This is a genomic window from Acidovorax sp. FG48 (assembly GCF_057809085.1).
Window position 1 is genome coordinate 627942 of the sequence record NZ_JBMDJH010000001.1, and the last position, 15536, is coordinate 643477.

The following is a 15536-nucleotide window of genomic DNA, read 5'->3' on the forward strand; positions in this document are numbered from 1 at the left end:
GTGTGTCCGACCGCTGCCGCTACGATGCATGGATGGACTTCTCCCTCGCCCCGATCACTGAGCGCGTGCGCGCTGCCGCCGCCGACCAGACCCCGTTGCGCATCCGTGGCGGGGGCACCAAGGACTTCCATGGCCTGGCGCTGCACGGCGAGGTGCTCGACACCCGGGTGCTGCGTGGCATCGTGAGCTATGAGCCCAGCGAACTGGTCGTCACCGTCCGCGCTGGCACCCCGCTGGCCGAGCTGGAGGCCGTGCTGGCCGAACAAGGCCAGTGCCTGCCCTTTGAACCCCCGCATTTCGCCAAGACCCCTGCAGACGCCGCCACCGTGGGCGGCATGGTGGCGGCCGGCCTGTCGGGCCCGGCCCGCGCCAGCGTGGGCGCCGTGCGGGATTACCTGCTGGGCGTGACGTTGCTCAACGGCAAGGCCGAGCTGCTGACCTTTGGTGGCCAGGTGATGAAGAACGTGGCGGGCTATGACGTGGCGCGCCTCATGGCCGGTGCCTGGGGCACGCTGGGCCTGCTGACGGAGGTGAGCCTCAAGGTGCTGCCCGTGGCGCCCGGCGAGGCCACGCTCCGGTTCGATGGCATCAACCAGGCCGACGCCCTGCGCAAGCTGCACGCCTGGGGTGGCCAGCCGCTGCCCCTCAACGCCAGCTGCTGGGTGCAGGACAAAGGCATAGGCACCCTGTATGTGCGCCTGCGCGGCGCCGTGGCGGCGGTGGAGGCCGCGTGCAAGACCATGGGCGGCACGCGCATGGACAACGCCACCGTGGCCGCCGACTGGACCGCCTGCCGCGAGCAGACCCTGCCGTGGTTCACCGACCGGGCCACGCGCCCCGACCACGCCCTGTGGCGCCTGTCCGTACCCGCCACCGCGCCGGTGCTGGCTTTGCCCGCCGGTGCGCAGCCGCTGGTGGAATGGCACGGGGCGCTGCGCTGGGTACAGGCCCCCGAGTCCTCAGGCGACGCCCTGCGCGAAGCCACCCGTGCAGTAGGGGGGAGTGCTTCTATTTTTATAGCTACTGAGGCAAATAAAACCGGCGCTAGCGGCGCTTTTGACCTGCAATCCAAGGCGCTGGAGCAAATCCACACCCGCCTCAAGCACAGCTTCGACCCCGCAGGCATCTTCAACCCCGGCCGCATGGCGCGGGCCTGGTAGGCAGGGCGACACAGCCATCCATCCTTGCCATCCAAGCTTCCTTGCCCATGCGACGCCTTTTTCACCTCACCGGACACCACCGCACGGTTGCGAGCAACCAAGTGCTGGGCCTGCTGCTGGCGTTTAACGCCGGGGCGGTGAACGCGGGCGGCTTTCTGGTGGTGCACCTCTACACCTCGCACATGACGGGTTTCCTGTCGTCGCTGGCCGACAACCTGGTGCTGGGGCAGATGAAGCTGGTGCTGGGCGCCGTGGGCGCGCTGTGGGCCTTCATGTCGGGGGCGGGCACCACGGCCATCATGGTCAACTGGGCGCGCCAGCGCAAGCTGCGCAGCACCTACGCGCTGCCGCTGCTGCTGGAGTCCGTGCTCATGCTGCTGTTTGGCCTGGTGGGCGCCATCACCCTCAGCTGGCCCACGCCGTTTGCGGTGCCCCTCACGGTGCTGCTGCTGTCCTTCATCATGGGGCTGCAAAACGCCACCGTGACCAAGATGTCCTCGTCCCAGATCCGCACCACCCACATGACCGGCGTGGTGACCGACCTGGGCATCGAGATGGGCAAGGCGCTCTACTGGAACCGTACCGGCACCGCGCCCGAGTCGCAGGTGCGCGCCAACCAGGCGCGGCTGCGGCTGTTTGCCGGGCTGGTGGGCATGTTTCTGGTGGGCGGCATTGCGGGTGCGGCGGGCTTCAAGCATGTGGGCTTTGTGTTTGTGGTGCCGCTGGCGCTGGTGCTGCTGGCCCTGTCGCTGCCTCCGCTGTGGGCCGACCGCGCCCGGCTGCGCCAGCCCTGGCGCAAGGCGCTGGCGCTGCAGACGCCGCACGATCCGCCGCTGGACCCACCGACAGCGCGCTGAACCGGCCCCCCTCTTTTTGTTCCTTCGCCCAGGTATGCCCCATGCAAACCCAGCTCTCCCCTGAATACCGCGCCCGCGCCGATGGCCTGGAGGCCGAATCCATCCTGCGCAAGTGTGTGCACTGCGGCTTTTGCACCGCCACCTGCCCCACCTACCAGCTGCTGGGCGACGAGCTGGACGGCCCGCGCGGCCGCATCTACCTCATCAAGCAGGTGCTTGAAGGCGCCGAGCCCACGCGCAAGACCCAGATGCACCTGGACCGGTGTCTCACCTGCCGCAACTGCGAAAGCACCTGCCCCAGCGGCGTGCAGTATGGCCACCTGGTCGATATTGGCCGCAAGATCGTCGATGAAAAAGTGCCCCGCCCCGTGGGCGAAAAAGCCCTGCGCTGGGCGCTGAAAGAGGGCTTGCCCTCGCCCCTGTTCGCCCCCGCCATGAAGGCCGGGCAAATGGTGCGTGGCCTGCTGCCCGAGTCGCTCAAGGCCAAGGTGCCCGCACCGCAGGACGCTGGCGTCTGGCCCACGCGTGAACATGCGCGCAAGGTGCTCATGCTGGCGGGCTGCGTGCAACCGGCCATGATGCCCAACATCAACACGGCCACCGCCCGCGTGCTCGACGCCGTGGGCATCCAGACCGTGATCGCACCCAAGGCGGGTTGCTGCGGCGCCGTCAAGTTCCACCTCAACGACCAGGCCGGCGGCATGGCCGAGATGCGCGCCAACATCGACGCCTGGTGGCCCCTGGTCGAAGCGGGTGGGGTTGAGGCCATCGTCATGAACGCCTCGGGCTGCGGCGTCACCGTCAAGGAATACGGCCACATCCTGAAGGACGACCCACAGTACGCAGCCAAGGCCGAACGCATCAGCGCCCTCACTCGCGACCTGTCCGAGTTGCTGCCTGCCCTGCTGCCCGAGCTGGCCACCAAGCTGCAGGGCCGCGTGAACCAGCCGGACACCTTGTACGCCTACCACCCCCCTTGCACCCTTCAGCACGGGCAAAAACTGCGCGGCGGGGTCGAGGCACACCTGAACCAGCTGGGCTTCAAGCTGCGCACCGCGCGCAACGATGCCCACCTGTGCTGCGGCTCGGCCGGAACGTATTCGGTGCTCAACCCCGACCTGTCGTACCAGCTGCGCGACCGCAAGCTCGGCGTGCTCGGCGAAGCCTTCGGCAACCAGCCGCCCGACATGATCCTGTCTGCCAACATCGGCTGCATCACCCACCTGCAAAGTGGCACGGGAACGCCCGTGCGGCACTGGGTGGAGGTGCTGGACGAGGCGCTATTGGGGCCGTGACCTCGCAGCCTCGCGGTTGGCTGTGTGACCAGCCGCTACCATGGCGCCCCAAACAGCTTAGAAAGGGGAGGCCATGCGCTTCGAGGGGACGCTCACTCGGTGGAACGACGACCGGGGTTTTGGCTTCATCACGCCCATCCCGGCAGGCCAGGATGTGTTCGTGCACATCTCGGCATTTGCGCGCGACGGCCTGCGGCCGCAGCTGAATGAAACGCTGAGTTTTGAAATCTCCCTGAACCAAGACGGCAAGAAGCAGGCGGTTCGAGTGCGCCGAGACCGGCCCGCTGCCGCTTCGCCCACTGCGGCCCCGTCCCGGGCGCGCCGCGACATCGGCCGCGAACCCTCTGAGCCCCGGGGGCTGCCCATGCGCATCGTTGTCTTTGTGGTGGCCTGCGCGCTGTTGGCGGCGGCCTACTGGCATTTTGACCGGCGTACGCAGCGGGCTGCAGCGGTCCGTGCTGAAGCGGCGGCGCAGGCGCTGGAGACACCGCAGCAGCACGCCCCCGCTGCCCCGGCGCAACCGTTGGCCACCTCGTATCGCTGTGACGGTCGCCAACACTGCTCACAGATGACATCGTGCTCCGAAGCCAAGTTCTTCCTGCAGAACTGCCCTGGGACCAAGATGGACGGGAACGGCGACGGGGTTCCGTGCGAGCAGCAGTGGTGTACCCATCCACTGGCAAAGTAGCGCGTCCCCAGGGCTGTTTGGCGCCCGCAACGCCAACACTGGCATGATCGAGGGTTTTGCCGCCCTCCATTTGCCCCCGAACTGCATTGCCATGACCGACTCCGCGTCCACACAAGAACAACCCCACGCAGCCCCTGCCAGCGCCCCCGCCGCGCCTGTGGTGACCGAGGCTGCCGTGGCCGTGGCAACCACCGAGTCCCCGGCAGCGCCTGCTGCCGAAGCCGGTGCGCCCCAGTCGCAGCGCAAGGGCGGGTCCCGCCGTGGTGGCCGCAACCGCCGCAAGCCCGAGGGGCGCCAGGCGCCTGAAGGAGCGGCCGAAGGCAGCCCCCAAGCCGCAGCACCCGGTGCCGCCCCGCGCGCACCCCAGCGCGTGCACCCTGCGCTGGAGCAGCTCGCAGCGCTGTACCCCCACCTGTTTGGCGCAGTGTTCCGCCCGCTCAAGCGTGGCATCTTCCAGGACATCCTGGCCGCCCACCCCGACCTGTTCGAGCGCGAGGTGCTCAAGGTGGCGCTGGGCCTGCACACCCGCTCCACCCGCTATCTGCAAAGCGTGGCGGCAGGCGACAAGCGACACGACCTGCAAGGTCAGCCCGTGGAAGACATGGCCCCCGAGCATGTGCACCATGCGCTGCTGGAGGTGTACCGCCGCAAGAAGGCACGCGCCACCGAAGACCTGCTGCCCAAGCTGCGCAACCGCATGATGGCCGCGTTCGAGGCCTCGGGCCTCACGCGCGAGGCCTACACCGGGCTGGTGTTGAGCCGCGACGATGCCGCCAACGCCATCCTGGAAGAGGCTTTTGCCGAATGGTCGGCCCGCAACGCCAAGGACGAAGCCCTGCTGCGTGCCTTTGAGGCCAGCGGCCAGACGCTGGAGGCCTTTGCAGACATGTACGGCATGGTGCCCCGCACCGTGGGGCAGCAGCTGGAGCGCGCCCGCCGGCGGGCGGCTGCTGCAGCCGCAGCGGCTTCGGCCGCTGTGCAGGCGGACAGCGCCTCTACCGCAGCCTGACCTGCTGTGCCCTGTGGGGGCTGCGCAATGCTCCCCAGTCCTTCTCTCGCCACCACCCCCTGGCGCTGCTTCCGTCACCTTGTCGTGAGTCCTGACATGGATCTGAAGCGCGCCCTTGTCTGCGCCAGCGTGTGTCACGTTCCGTGACGACGCTGCCGACAGGCTACTGACACCATGTTGTCAGCAGCCGGGCTGCAACATGCCAAGCCCGACACAGAGAGAGGAGCTTGACCGTGACAACCATCCCCACCCGCACTGCGGTGGCTGCGTTCCACGTTGTAGGACTGACGGTGCGCACCTGCAACCGCGACGAGATGGACCCCGCCATCGCCCGCATCGGCGCCCTGTGGGACCGCTTTTTCAGCCAGAGCTGGGAGCGCACACTGCCCAGCCGTGGCGAAGAGGGCCGCATCTTCGGCGTCTACAGCGGCTACGAATCCGACGAACACGGCGCCTTTGACGTCACCGCCGGCGTGGCCGTGCCGCCACCCGTTGCCCCGGTGCCGGGGGCCGTGCAGATCGCGGTGCAGGCGGGCGACTATCTGGTGTTCCACGGCCACGGCACAATGCCGCAGATGGTCATCGATGCCTGGGGCGAGGTCTGGCGCTACTTTGCGGCCCACCCGCAGTTGCCCCGGCGATTTGGCACCGATTTCGAGCTGTATGAAGGCCCGGACCGCGTGGCCATCCATATCGGCATCGCCCCCGGTGCGCCGCGCGCATGACCTCACCGAACCAGGAGCCTCACCCATGAACACATCTGCCGCCTCCCTGACGTTCTACACCCATCCCATGTCCCGAGGCCGCACCGCGCGCTGGATGCTGGAGGAATGTGGTGTGCCCTACGACACCGTGCTGCTCGAATACGGCACCACCATGAAGGCCCCCGACTACCTGGCCATCAACCCCATGGGCAAGGTGCCAGCACTGCGGCACGGGCAGGCGGTGGTCACCGAGGTGGCGGCCATCTGCGCCTATCTGGCCGACCTGTTCCCTGACAAATCGTTGGCCCCGGCCGTGGGTACGCCTGCACGCGCTGCGTACTACCGCTGGTTGTTCTTTTGCGCTGGGCCGCTGGAAAGCGCCGCCACCGCCAAGGCGCTGAACCTGCTGGCACCCACCGAACGTGCGGCCATGGTGGGCTACGGCAGTTACGCCGATGTCATGAACACCCTGGAGCAGGCTGTTAGCCAAGGGCCGTACCTCTGCGGCGACCATTTCACCGCAGTGGACCTGTATGTGGGCGCGCACCTGATCTGGGGCATGCAGTTCGGCACCATCGAACGCCGCCCCGTGTTCGAGCGGTATGCGCAGCCGTTCATGCAGCGCCCCGCGTTCGTGCGCGCAGCCCAGATCGACGATGCACTGGTGCAGCAGAGCAAAGGCCATGGCTGAGTTTTGCGACCTGATACGGTCCAAGCGGTCGGCGGCAGCTCGCCCCCGGGGCCATGGTCATGCGCCGCGCTGACCGCCTGTTCCAGATCGTCCAGCTCATCCGGGGGCGGCGCCTGTCCACCGCCGCCTTCCTGGCCGAGCGGCTCGAAGTCTCGGCCCGCACCATCTACCGCGACGTGGCGGACCTCCAGCACCAGGGCGTGCCCATTGAGGGCGAAGCCGGTGTGGGCTACCGCCTGGGCGCGGGCTTTGACCTGCCGCCGCTGATGTTCAGCCAGGGCGAGGCCAACGCTCTGGTGGCGGCCGCCCGCCTGGCCCAGGCCTGGCTCGACGCCGGGCTGGCCCGCGAGGTGGAGATGGCGCTGGGCAAGATCCTGTCCGTGCTGCCCCCGGCGGCACGGGTCGCGGCCGAGGCGCAGGCGCTGTACGCGCCCTCGGTGGGGCTCGACCCGCGCGTGCAGTCCCACCTGCAGGCGCTGCGCGAGGCGGTGCACAGCCGCCACATGGTGCAGATCGACTACGCCGACGTGCATGGCCGCCCCAGCCTGCGCCGCCTGCGGCCGCTGGGCTGCTTTTACTGGGGCAAGGTCTGGACGCTGTCGGCCTGGTGCGAGCTGCGCAACGACTTTCGCGGCTTTCGCATCGACCGCATCGTGGGTCTGGTGGTGCTGGAGGAGCAGTTCCGCCAGGAGCCCGGCAAGACCCTGGCCGACCTGCTGCGCAAGGTGGAGGCCGAGATGGCCGAGGGCCCACCCGAATGGGGGGGCGCGAAAAAACCGGGGCTCAATGCCTGAGCAGTGCGCGCTCAACCCATGCGGGAGGGCGCCAGCCCGTCGCGGTACCGGCGGCTGCACGGCACGCTGCTCCCATCCTTCATCACCAAACGCGCGTCGCCGCTGTCCAGCGGTTCGATGACGGCAATGGCATCCAGGTTGACGGCGTAGCTGCGGTGCACGCGCACAAAACGCGCGGGGTCCAACTGCATGAGGAAGTCGGTGAGCGTGGAGCGCAGCAGGTAGTCGTGTCCGTTCACATGCAGGCCCACATAGTTGGCTTGGGCCTGCAGCCAGGCGATGTCGCCCGCAGCGATCAGGAACTCGCGGCGCAGCTTGCGTACCAGGAAGCGCTCCGGGCGCTGCGCGGGCGGTGATGGGGGGGCGAGCGGATCGTCCGGCGCGGTGGCATCCGGGGCCGGGGCGTGCTCCTGGAGTGCAGGCGGGGAGGGGGGCTCGGGCGCATCCAGCACGCGGGCCTCGCCCTGCAGGCGCAGCAGCAAAAAGCGGTAACTCACCAGCGCACACACCGTGAGTGTGTAACTGCGCACATCCTTCAGGTATTCGTACCCCCACTGCGCCCACCAGCCGGGCGGCTGGTAGTGCTCGCCCAGCGCTGCATAGCCCGCGTAGCGCAGCGCCCACATGCCTGCCAGGTGCATGGTGCAATACACCGCGCTGGCCAGCACATGCCAAGGCAGGTGCCGCCGCAGCGTGCCCCAGCGCAGCACAAAGCGCTGCTCGAAAGCCACCACGGCCGGGATCAGCGCCGCCACCACCAGCGCGCTCGTCAGCTCCCACAGCAGGGGCTCCCATGCGGCCACGGCCTGCCCAGCGCTGCGCAGTTCGATCCGGGTCACCACGGTGTTGAAGGCCGCCTGCACCAGCAGCACCACGGCCCAAAAACAGACCTCAGCACGGCGCCGCAGGGCGCGGTCGTGGGGGTAGCGGTCGATCCAGGCGGGCGCGGCGGGGGCGGTCATGGGGGCAAGTGTAGGCAGGGCTGGGCCGCTGTGGCTCCGGGACAGCTGCGATTCGTCCCTGCCGACCCCCGCTGGTCCCAAAGGCCCCCCAACTCGTCCCCTGGTCGTGGTGGGCGCAGGGGCGGGGACGCAGCATCAGCCCCTGTGTTCCTTTTGCATTTGTGATGCCATGCCCATGTCCTCCTGTGCCTCCACCCCCGTCCGCCGCCATGACATCGACGCGCTGCGGGCGCTGGCCTTTGCCCTGGTCATCCTGTACCACGTGGCCATGTACTACGTGGCCGAATGGCACTGGCACCTCAAAAGCCCGCACGCTGCGGAATGGCTGCAGGCGCCCATGCGGGCACTCAATCTCTGGCGCATGGACTTGGTATTCCTGATCTCTGGCCTCGCCTTCGGGTTCGTGCGGCGGGGACAGACGGTGGGGGGGCTGGTGCGGCTGCGCACCCTGCGCCTGCTGATCCCGCTGGCCTTTGGCATGGCGGTCATCGTGCCCTACCAGCCGTACGCGCAGGGCGTGGCCAACGGGCTCATCGCACCGGGCTTCGGTGCGTTTCTGCTGCGCTACTACAGCGGCAGCACCTGGCCGCCGGGCGCGTTCGATGGCTGGCATGCGGGCGTCACCTGGAACCACCTGTGGTACCTGGCTTACCTGTGGGTCTACACCGTGGTGCTGGCCGTGCTGCTGCCCCTGGCCGAATCTACGGCCGGGCAGCGTGTGCGCCGGGCGTTCACCGGTCTGCGGGGCGTGGCGCTGATCGGGGTGCCCGTGCTGCCGCTGGCGCTGTATTCGGTACTGTTGTGGCCGCATTTCCCGCCCACGCACGACCTTGTCCACGACGCCTGGCTGCACGCGGTGTACTTCACGGTGTTCGTCTACGGCTACTGGATCGGGCTGGATGCCGGTCTATGGGCGGAACTCGTGCGCCTGCGCTGGCGCGCCTTCGTTTTGGCGGTGGTGCTGCTGGTTTGTTACCTGGGGCTGCTGGGAGCGGCACAGCAACACGGTTTGCGCGCTGCGCGCCTGCCCCTGCGCGTGCTGGCAGACGGCTACCTGTGGACGGCGCTGCTGGCCATCCTGGGCTGGGCGCATCACCGCCTCAACCGACCCTGGCGCTGGCTGCGGTGGGCCAACGAATCGGTCTACCCCTGGTACCTGCTGCACCAGACGGCCATCATCGTGCTGGCGGTGTGGTTGGCGCCAGCGCAGCTGGGGCCGGTGGCAGAGCCACTGGCCCTGGTGGCTGGGACGGTGGTGCTGTGCTGGGCGCTGACGGCGGTGGTGCGGCGCGTGTGGTGGTTGCGGCCGCTTTTCGGGTTGCCGGGTGTGAGAGGGCCGTCTGCGCCCCGTGCGGGAGTCGCCCTGCGGGCACGGGCCCAGCCCCCGATGGGCTGACACAATCCTGGCATGCCCGTTCGTGCTCCGGTATCCCTGTTGCCGCTTCTGCGGCCCGCCACCGACGCGGACTGCACGCCCCTGGCCCGCGTCTGGCGCCGGGCCTGGTGCTCCGCCAATCCTTCCGTGACGCTCGTGGCTCCGCCCGACCATTGGGAGGCGCGGGTCCGCGCGGAGTTCGGCCCGCCGTGTGTAACGCTGGTGCGTGCCGAAGGCCCCGAGGTCACGGCGTTCCTGGTGCTGGACCCGGCCCAGGTCTATTTGCACCAGCTGTTTGTGGACCCCGACTGGCAGGGCCAGGGCGTGGGGGCCGAACTGGTGCAACAGGTGCATCGCCTGTGCCCCGTTGGCTGGACCTTGCATGTGGCGACCGCCAACAGCGGTGCGAGGCGCTTTTATGCCCGCCACGGCCTGGTGGAGGGGCGGATCGATACCCATCCGACCACAGGCCGGGAGCGGGTGTTGTGCAGGTGGTTGCCTTCTGCGGCGTCAATGGCCTCTGCCGCAGTCTGAGCCGTGCGCTGCTTCAGGTGGCCAGCGCCGCCTCAATATCCGCCGCCAGCTTCTTCGGTGCATCCTGCGGCGCATAGCGACGGATCACCTGGCCGTCCTTGCCGACGAGGAACTTGGTGAAGTTCCACTTGATGGCCTTGCTGCCCAGCAGGCCCGGGGCTTCGGCGGTAAGCCACTGGTACAGGGGCGAGGCGTTGGTGCCGTTCACGTCGATCTTGGCCATCATCGGAAAGCTCACGCCGTAGTTGAGCTGGCAGAAGCTGGCGATCTCGTCGTTGCTGCCGGGGTCCTGGGCGCCAAACTGGTTGCAGGGGAAGCCCAGCACGACGAGGCCTTGGTCCGCGTATTCCTTGTGCAGTTCTTCCAGTCCGCCGAACTGGGGCGTGAAGCCGCAGGCGCTGGCGGTGTTCACGATGAGCAATACCTTGCCGCGGTATTGGGACAGGGGCACGGACTGGCCGTTCATCTGCAGGGCTTCAAAGTCGTAGATGCTGGTGGGCATGGGGGTTCTCCGGGTGGGGATGACGGGCCATCGTAGCCCCAGCTGCAGAGGCCTGTGCGCCTGCGGGTCAATCCATCAATGAGGGCCCGCAGCGCCCGGTCGGCGGAACTGCAGCGCCGCCAGCAGCGATGCCAGCAGGATCAGCGCGCCGCCCAGCACGGTGCGCGTGTTCAGCGTGGCCGCACCCAGCAGGGCCGATGACACGCTGGCAAACATCACCTCCGACAACATCACCAGCGCCGTGGTGCCTGCCGCGAGCCGCGCAGCGCCAAACTGCAACGCCCAGTTGCCCAACATCAGCACCCCGGCCAGCAGCAGGCCGGTAACGATCCAGGTGGCGTTGGCGGCGGGGAAGGGCTCCACCACGCCCACTTGCAGGCCGATGCAGGCCACCGCCAGCGCCATGAGCATGCAGCCGCCAAACATCGAGAACATGCGCGCGGGCCCCGGCACGGTGTGCAGGCGGCGCAGCGTGACGTTGGTGAGTGCAAACATGAACCCGCCCAGCAGCGCCAGAGCGTCGGCCAGCGACAGGTTTTGCAGCAGGCGCGATGCCGGTGCGCCCTCGGGCAGCAGCACCAGCACCACACCCGTGAAGGCCAGCGCCAGGCGCAGCAGTGCCGCAGGGGTAGGGCGCTCGCCCAGGATGCGCCAGGCCAGCAGCACGGCCCAGGCGGGCATCAGATAGAACAGCAGGATCACGCGCACCACGTCGCCAATGGTCACGGCCCAGTTGAAGGCCACGTTGTTCAGCCCCGAGGCCAGCGCCAGCAGCCACAGCTGCGGATGCGCGCGCACCTGCTGCAGGATGCCGGGGCGCCACGCCAGCAGGGCCAGCAACACCACCGCATACATGCAGGACGTGGCCCACAAGGGGTGCAGCCCCGCCTGGTGCATGTGCTGAAACGGCCACCACGCCAGCCCCCAGACAAAGGCGTTGAACAGCAGGGCGGCGAAAGGGAGTGGAGAGTGCATTGAAGGCAAAAACGGGCGGTAGCGCTAGTGGAATATGCGCTGATAGCTATAAATTATGTAGCAAATGGTTGCATGCTGCACAGCCAGTTAAAACTGGCACGCTTCAAGGCCCGTGCAGTCGTGGAGCTGGCTTTGCCAGGCCACTGGGTGCGTCCCCCACCCGCGCAGCGAGAGAGGGGGAAGACGCGCAGCGGCTCAGGGGGAGCCTTCCATAGCTCCAGGCCACCGGGTGCGTCCCCCTCGGGGGAAGCGGCGAAGCCGCACAGGGGGGCTTCGCAATCAGGAGTCAATGGTGCGTATCGTGCCGCGCGATATCCAGCAGGTGGTTCACCTCGTCGCGGTGGTTCACGCAGTTGCGCTGGTGCCAGCGGCGGATGACCCACATGATGCCCGCCACCACGAGCCCGAAGGTGGTGATGGCGCCAAACACCGACAGGCCTAGCTTGAGCGACAGGCTGTAGAACGCCCCCAGCCCTAGGATGCAGGCCTGCTCGTTGAAGTTCTGCACGGCAATCGACCGGCCCGCACCCATCAGGTTGTGGCCCCGGTGCTGCAGCAGTGCGTTCATGGGCACCACCAGGTAGCCACCCAGGCCACCCAGCACGATGAGGAAGGGGATGGCCAGCCAGATGTTGCTGATGAACACCATCAGGATCAGCAGCAGCCCCATCGCAATGCCCAGCGGGATCACGCGGGTGGCCATGTCCAGGCGCATGCGCATCGAGGCCACCACGGCACCCACGGCGGTGCCGATGGCCACCACACCCGTGAGGGCCGAGGCCTGCGTGGTGTTGTAGCCCAGGGCCACGGCGGCCCAGGCCAGCACGATGAACTTGAGGTTGCCACCGGCGCCCCAGAACAGGGTGGTGGTGGCCAGCGAGATCTGGCCCAGCTTGTCGCGCCACAGGCGGCTGTTGCAGGCCCAGAAGTCGGGCAGCAGGTTGAGGGTGTTGGCCAGCACGCTGCGCGAGGGGTCGGCGCGCAGGGGGCGCATCTCGACGCCCGTGTGCGGGATGCGGGTGTTGAACCACGCGGCCAGGGCATACACGGCGATCAGCGCGGCAATGGCGGCCTCGGCGGGCGTGTCCACGCCGGTGTCGATCAGCGGAAAGTCAAAGCCCAGCAGCAGGCCCGACAACTGCTGCCCCACCAGCTGGCCGCCAAACAGCACACCCAGGATGATCGATGCAATCGTCAGGCCCTCGATCCAGCCGTTGGCCTTCACGAGTTGCGACGCGGGCAGCAGCTCGGTCAGGATGCCGTACTTGGCGGGCGAGTAGGCCGCAGCCCCCAGGCCGACGACGGCGTAGGCGATCAGCGGGTGGGAGCCAAACAGCATCATCAGGCAGCCCGCCACCTTGATGGCGTTGCTGACGAACATGACCTTGCCCTTGGGCAGCGCATCGGCGAAGGCGCCGACGAAGGGGGCCAGCACCACATAGAACAATGCGAACATGGGCACCAGGGCCGCGCGCTGCCACTCGGGGGCGCCTCCGGTGCGCAGGAGTTCCACAGCGGCTACGAAGAGTGCGTTGTCGGCCAGCGAGCTGAAAAACTGCGCCGACATGATGGTGTAAAAACCGCGCTTCATCGAATGGCTGGTGAGAGCATCAGTTGGGCTGATGCCCTGGTAAATGTGAAGAATCGTAGCGAGGGACAGGCGGTTATATCACGCGGATAAACGGCCACAGTGCCAGAATCTGGCGCTGGTCCCCCGGTAAATCCCTCGCTCCATCAAGTCTGTCCCATGCCCCGTCCCATTGCTGCCACCATCCACACCACGGCCTTGCACCACAACCTCGCGCGCGTGCGCCAGTCGGTGCCTGACGCCAAGGTGTGGGCGGTGGTCAAGGCCAATGCCTATGGCCACGGCATCGAGCGGGTGTACGAGGGCCTGCGCGGCGCCGACGGTTTTGCGCTGCTGGACCTGGCCGAGGCCGAGCGCGTGCGCCACCTGGGCTGGCGCGGGCCCATCCTGCTGCTCGAAGGCGTGTTCGAGCCGCGCGACCTGGAGCTGTGCTCTCGCCTGGGCCTGTGGCACGCGGTGCACTGCGACGAGCAGATCGACATGCTGGCTGCGCACAAGACCCAGGTGCCGCACCGGGTGTTCCTCAAGATGAATTCGGGCATGAACCGCCTGGGCTTCACGCCCGAGCGCTACCGCGCCGCGTGGGCCCGGCTCAATGCGCTGCCGCAGGTGGACGAGATTTCGTTCATGACCCACTTCAGCGACGCCGATGGCCCGCGGGGCATTGCGCACCAGATGGCAGCCTTCAACGCCGCCGCGCAGGACCTGCCTGGCGAGCGCAGCCTGAGCAACAGTGCCGCCACGCTGCGCCACGCGCAGGATGCGGGCGTGCGCGCCGACTGGGTGCGCGCGGGCATCGTGGTGTATGGCAGCGCGCCGGACTTCCCCGAGCACCACGCTGGCCACTGGGGGTTGCAACCCACCATGACGCTGTCCACGCGCCTCATCGCCACCCAGCAACTGCAGGCGGGCGACACCGTGGGCTATGGCTCGCGCTTCACGGCCGATGGCCCGCTCACCATCGGCATCGCCGCCTGTGGCTACGCGGATGGCTACCCCCGCCACTGCGACACCGGCACGCCGGTGCTGGTGAATGGCGTGCGCACGCGCCTGGTGGGGCGGGTGAGCATGGACATGGTGACCGTGGACCTCACGCCGCTGCAGCAGGCGGGTGTGGACGTGGGCTTTGGCAGCGAGGTCACGCTCTGGGGCCGCGCCAGTAATGGCGTGGTGTTGTCCATCGACGAAGTGGCGCAGGCAGCAGGTACCGTGGGCTACGAGCTGATGTGCGCCCTGGCGCAGCGCGTGCCGGTGGTGGTGGACGGCGGGGCCTGAAGCCCCCTCATTGGCGTGCGGCAGGGCGCGGTTCGCGCACAAGTTCACGCCGCAGGGCCCGCCGGTGTGGGGCGCGGCCTGAAACTGGTGTGAAATGGCGCCGTCTGTTTGCCGCCGCGCGCAGCGCGCTCCTTCCATGGCCACACCCCGCAGCAACTCCTCCAGTTCCAAGAAAAAAGGCAGCTCCACCTGGCGCTCGGTGCGCATGCCGCACCACGGTGCGGTCGCGCGCACCCTGCAACAGCGCTACAGCCTGCGCTGGCACGGGTTGCTGATCGGCAGCTTCACGCTGCTGCTGATGTGGGCCACCTCGCACCTGCAGATGGTGCTGGGCGTGGATTCGCTGGCGCTGCGGTACTTGATCACGTTGTCGGTGGGCTACATCGGCTATCTGCTGGTGCTGCGCGCCTGGGCGGCACGGCTGGTGCGGAGGGACGGGCCATCGGGCGATGGCAGTCTGGATGTGCCCGACATCTCCTGGCCCAGCGGCAATGGCCCCTCCGGGGGCGGCCAGGTGCCCCTGCCGCGCACCGGTGGGGGCGACTTTGGCGGCGGTGGCGCATCGGGGGACTTTGCGGGCGGGTGGACGCAAGGCCTGTCCAGCGGGGGCTCCAGCAGCGACTCCAGCGTGCTGGGCGACATTGCCGGGGGCGCGGCCGATGCGCTGGGCAGCGCCGACGAGGGCGCGGTGGTGGTCGTGCCTGTGGTGGCCATCTTTCTCATTGGCGCGGCGCTGATCCTGGGCGCGGGCTCGCTTGCCATGCTGTTCTTTGGCTGGGATGTGCTGCTCACTGTGGCGGTGGAGATCGCCTTCTCGGTGGCCACGGCCCGCGCCGCCGTGGGGGTGGAGCGCGAGGGCTGGCTCAGCGCCGCTGTGCGCCTGACCTGGAAGCCCCTGCTGGGCGCGCTGGTCTGCGCCGTGCTGCTGGGCGCCACCATCGACCACTTCCTGCCCCATGTGCATTCGCTGCCCGAGGCGTTGCGCGTGATCCAGGGGTGGTGACTTGCTCTCTATTTGATAGCTGCTAGGGCATATTGCACTAGCGCTTGAGGCAAAAAACCCGGCGGTTTAAACAACGAAGTGCACGTTGCCAAAAGGTAGGCCCAGACAAGTAAGTGAAGATGAC

The 15536-nt window shown here is 68.2% G+C and carries 16 protein-coding genes; 12 read left to right on the forward strand and 4 right to left on the reverse strand.

Features of this window, described 5'->3' with window-relative positions; genetic code table 11:
* Window positions 1–32 precede the first annotated feature (32 nt).
* The 8 genes from glcE to ACODSU_RS02935 all read left to right on the forward strand — a co-directional run bounded on the left by glcE (window position 33) and on the right by ACODSU_RS02935 (window position 7198).
* Window positions 33–1160, forward strand: coding sequence for a glycolate oxidase subunit GlcE (gene glcE / locus ACODSU_RS02900; RefSeq protein WP_488839919.1), 1128 nt, complete (start codon window positions 33–35; stop codon window positions 1158–1160).
* 47 nt (window positions 1161–1207) lie between these two features.
* Complete coding sequence (locus tag ACODSU_RS02905) at window positions 1208–2017, forward strand: YoaK family protein (protein ID WP_110960485.1); 810 nt, start codon at window positions 1208–1210, stop codon at window positions 2015–2017.
* 41 nt (window positions 2018–2058) lie between these two features.
* The gene (gene glcF, locus ACODSU_RS02910; RefSeq protein ID WP_110960484.1) at window positions 2059–3312 is read left to right on the forward strand and encodes a glycolate oxidase subunit GlcF; all 1254 of its coding nucleotides are present in this window, start codon (window positions 2059–2061) and stop codon (window positions 3310–3312) included.
* A gap of 73 nt (window positions 3313–3385) precedes the next feature.
* Entirely contained in the window at window positions 3386–4000 is a 615-nt protein-coding gene (locus tag ACODSU_RS02915; RefSeq protein WP_309827432.1) for a cold shock domain-containing protein, read from the forward strand.
* Between the two features lie 91 nt (window positions 4001–4091).
* A complete protein-coding gene (locus tag ACODSU_RS02920; RefSeq protein ID WP_488839922.1) occupies window positions 4092–5009 on the forward strand; it encodes a ProQ/FINO family protein in 918 nt (305 codons plus the stop codon).
* Window positions 5010–5242: 233 nt separating this feature from the next.
* The gene (locus ACODSU_RS02925; protein WP_488839923.1) at window positions 5243–5734 is read left to right on the forward strand and encodes a GyrI-like domain-containing protein; all 492 of its coding nucleotides are present in this window, start codon (window positions 5243–5245) and stop codon (window positions 5732–5734) included.
* 25 nt (window positions 5735–5759) lie between these two features.
* Window positions 5760–6404, forward strand: a complete 645-nt coding sequence (locus ACODSU_RS02930) for a glutathione S-transferase family protein (RefSeq protein WP_488839924.1) — start codon at window positions 5760–5762, stop codon at window positions 6402–6404.
* Between the two features lie 59 nt (window positions 6405–6463).
* Window positions 6464–7198: a helix-turn-helix transcriptional regulator gene (locus ACODSU_RS02935; RefSeq protein ID WP_488839926.1), complete on the forward strand. Its 735-nt coding sequence runs from the start codon at window positions 6464–6466 to the stop codon at window positions 7196–7198.
* 11 nt (window positions 7199–7209) lie between these two features.
* Here ACODSU_RS02935 and ACODSU_RS02940 read toward each other — a convergent pair whose 3' ends face one another.
* Entirely contained in the window at window positions 7210–8160 is a 951-nt protein-coding gene (locus ACODSU_RS02940) for a LytTR family DNA-binding domain-containing protein (protein WP_488839928.1), read from the reverse strand.
* A 175-nt stretch (window positions 8161–8335) separates the two neighbouring features.
* On the opposite strand from ACODSU_RS02940, the gene ACODSU_RS02945 reads away from it, so the two are divergent.
* Together ACODSU_RS02945 and ACODSU_RS02950 are read left to right on the forward strand one after the other, a co-directional pair.
* A complete protein-coding gene (locus tag ACODSU_RS02945) occupies window positions 8336–9556 on the forward strand; it encodes an acyltransferase family protein (protein ID WP_488839969.1) in 1221 nt (406 codons plus the stop codon).
* 12 nt (window positions 9557–9568) lie between these two features.
* Window positions 9569–10069 carry a GNAT family N-acetyltransferase gene (locus ACODSU_RS02950; protein WP_488839930.1) on the forward strand — a complete coding sequence of 167 codons (501 nt, stop codon included), beginning with the start codon at window positions 9569–9571 and terminating at the stop codon, window positions 10067–10069.
* Between the two features lie 13 nt (window positions 10070–10082).
* Here ACODSU_RS02950 and ACODSU_RS02955 read toward each other — a convergent pair whose 3' ends face one another.
* From ACODSU_RS02955 to lplT, 3 genes are all read right to left on the reverse strand, one after another.
* Window positions 10083–10571 (reverse strand): glutathione peroxidase, encoded by a 489-nt coding sequence (locus ACODSU_RS02955; protein WP_488839932.1) that lies wholly within the window; start codon window positions 10569–10571, stop codon window positions 10083–10085.
* 75 nt (window positions 10572–10646) lie between these two features.
* Entirely contained in the window at window positions 10647–11546 is a 900-nt protein-coding gene (locus ACODSU_RS02960; protein WP_488839934.1) for a DMT family transporter, read from the reverse strand.
* A gap of 286 nt (window positions 11547–11832) precedes the next feature.
* Complete coding sequence (lplT, locus tag ACODSU_RS02965) at window positions 11833–13137, reverse strand: lysophospholipid transporter LplT (protein ID WP_060985777.1); 1305 nt, start codon at window positions 13135–13137, stop codon at window positions 11833–11835.
* 156 nt (window positions 13138–13293) lie between these two features.
* Here lplT and alr point away from each other — a divergent pair, with 156 nt between their 5' ends.
* Window positions 13294–14409 (forward strand): alanine racemase, encoded by a 1116-nt coding sequence (alr, locus tag ACODSU_RS02970; protein ID WP_015012110.1) that lies wholly within the window; start codon window positions 13294–13296, stop codon window positions 14407–14409.
* 136 nt (window positions 14410–14545) lie between these two features.
* Window positions 14546–15412, forward strand: coding sequence for a hypothetical protein (locus ACODSU_RS02975; RefSeq protein ID WP_488839937.1), 867 nt, complete (start codon window positions 14546–14548; stop codon window positions 15410–15412).
* The last annotated feature ends 124 nt before the right edge of the window (window positions 15413–15536 follow it).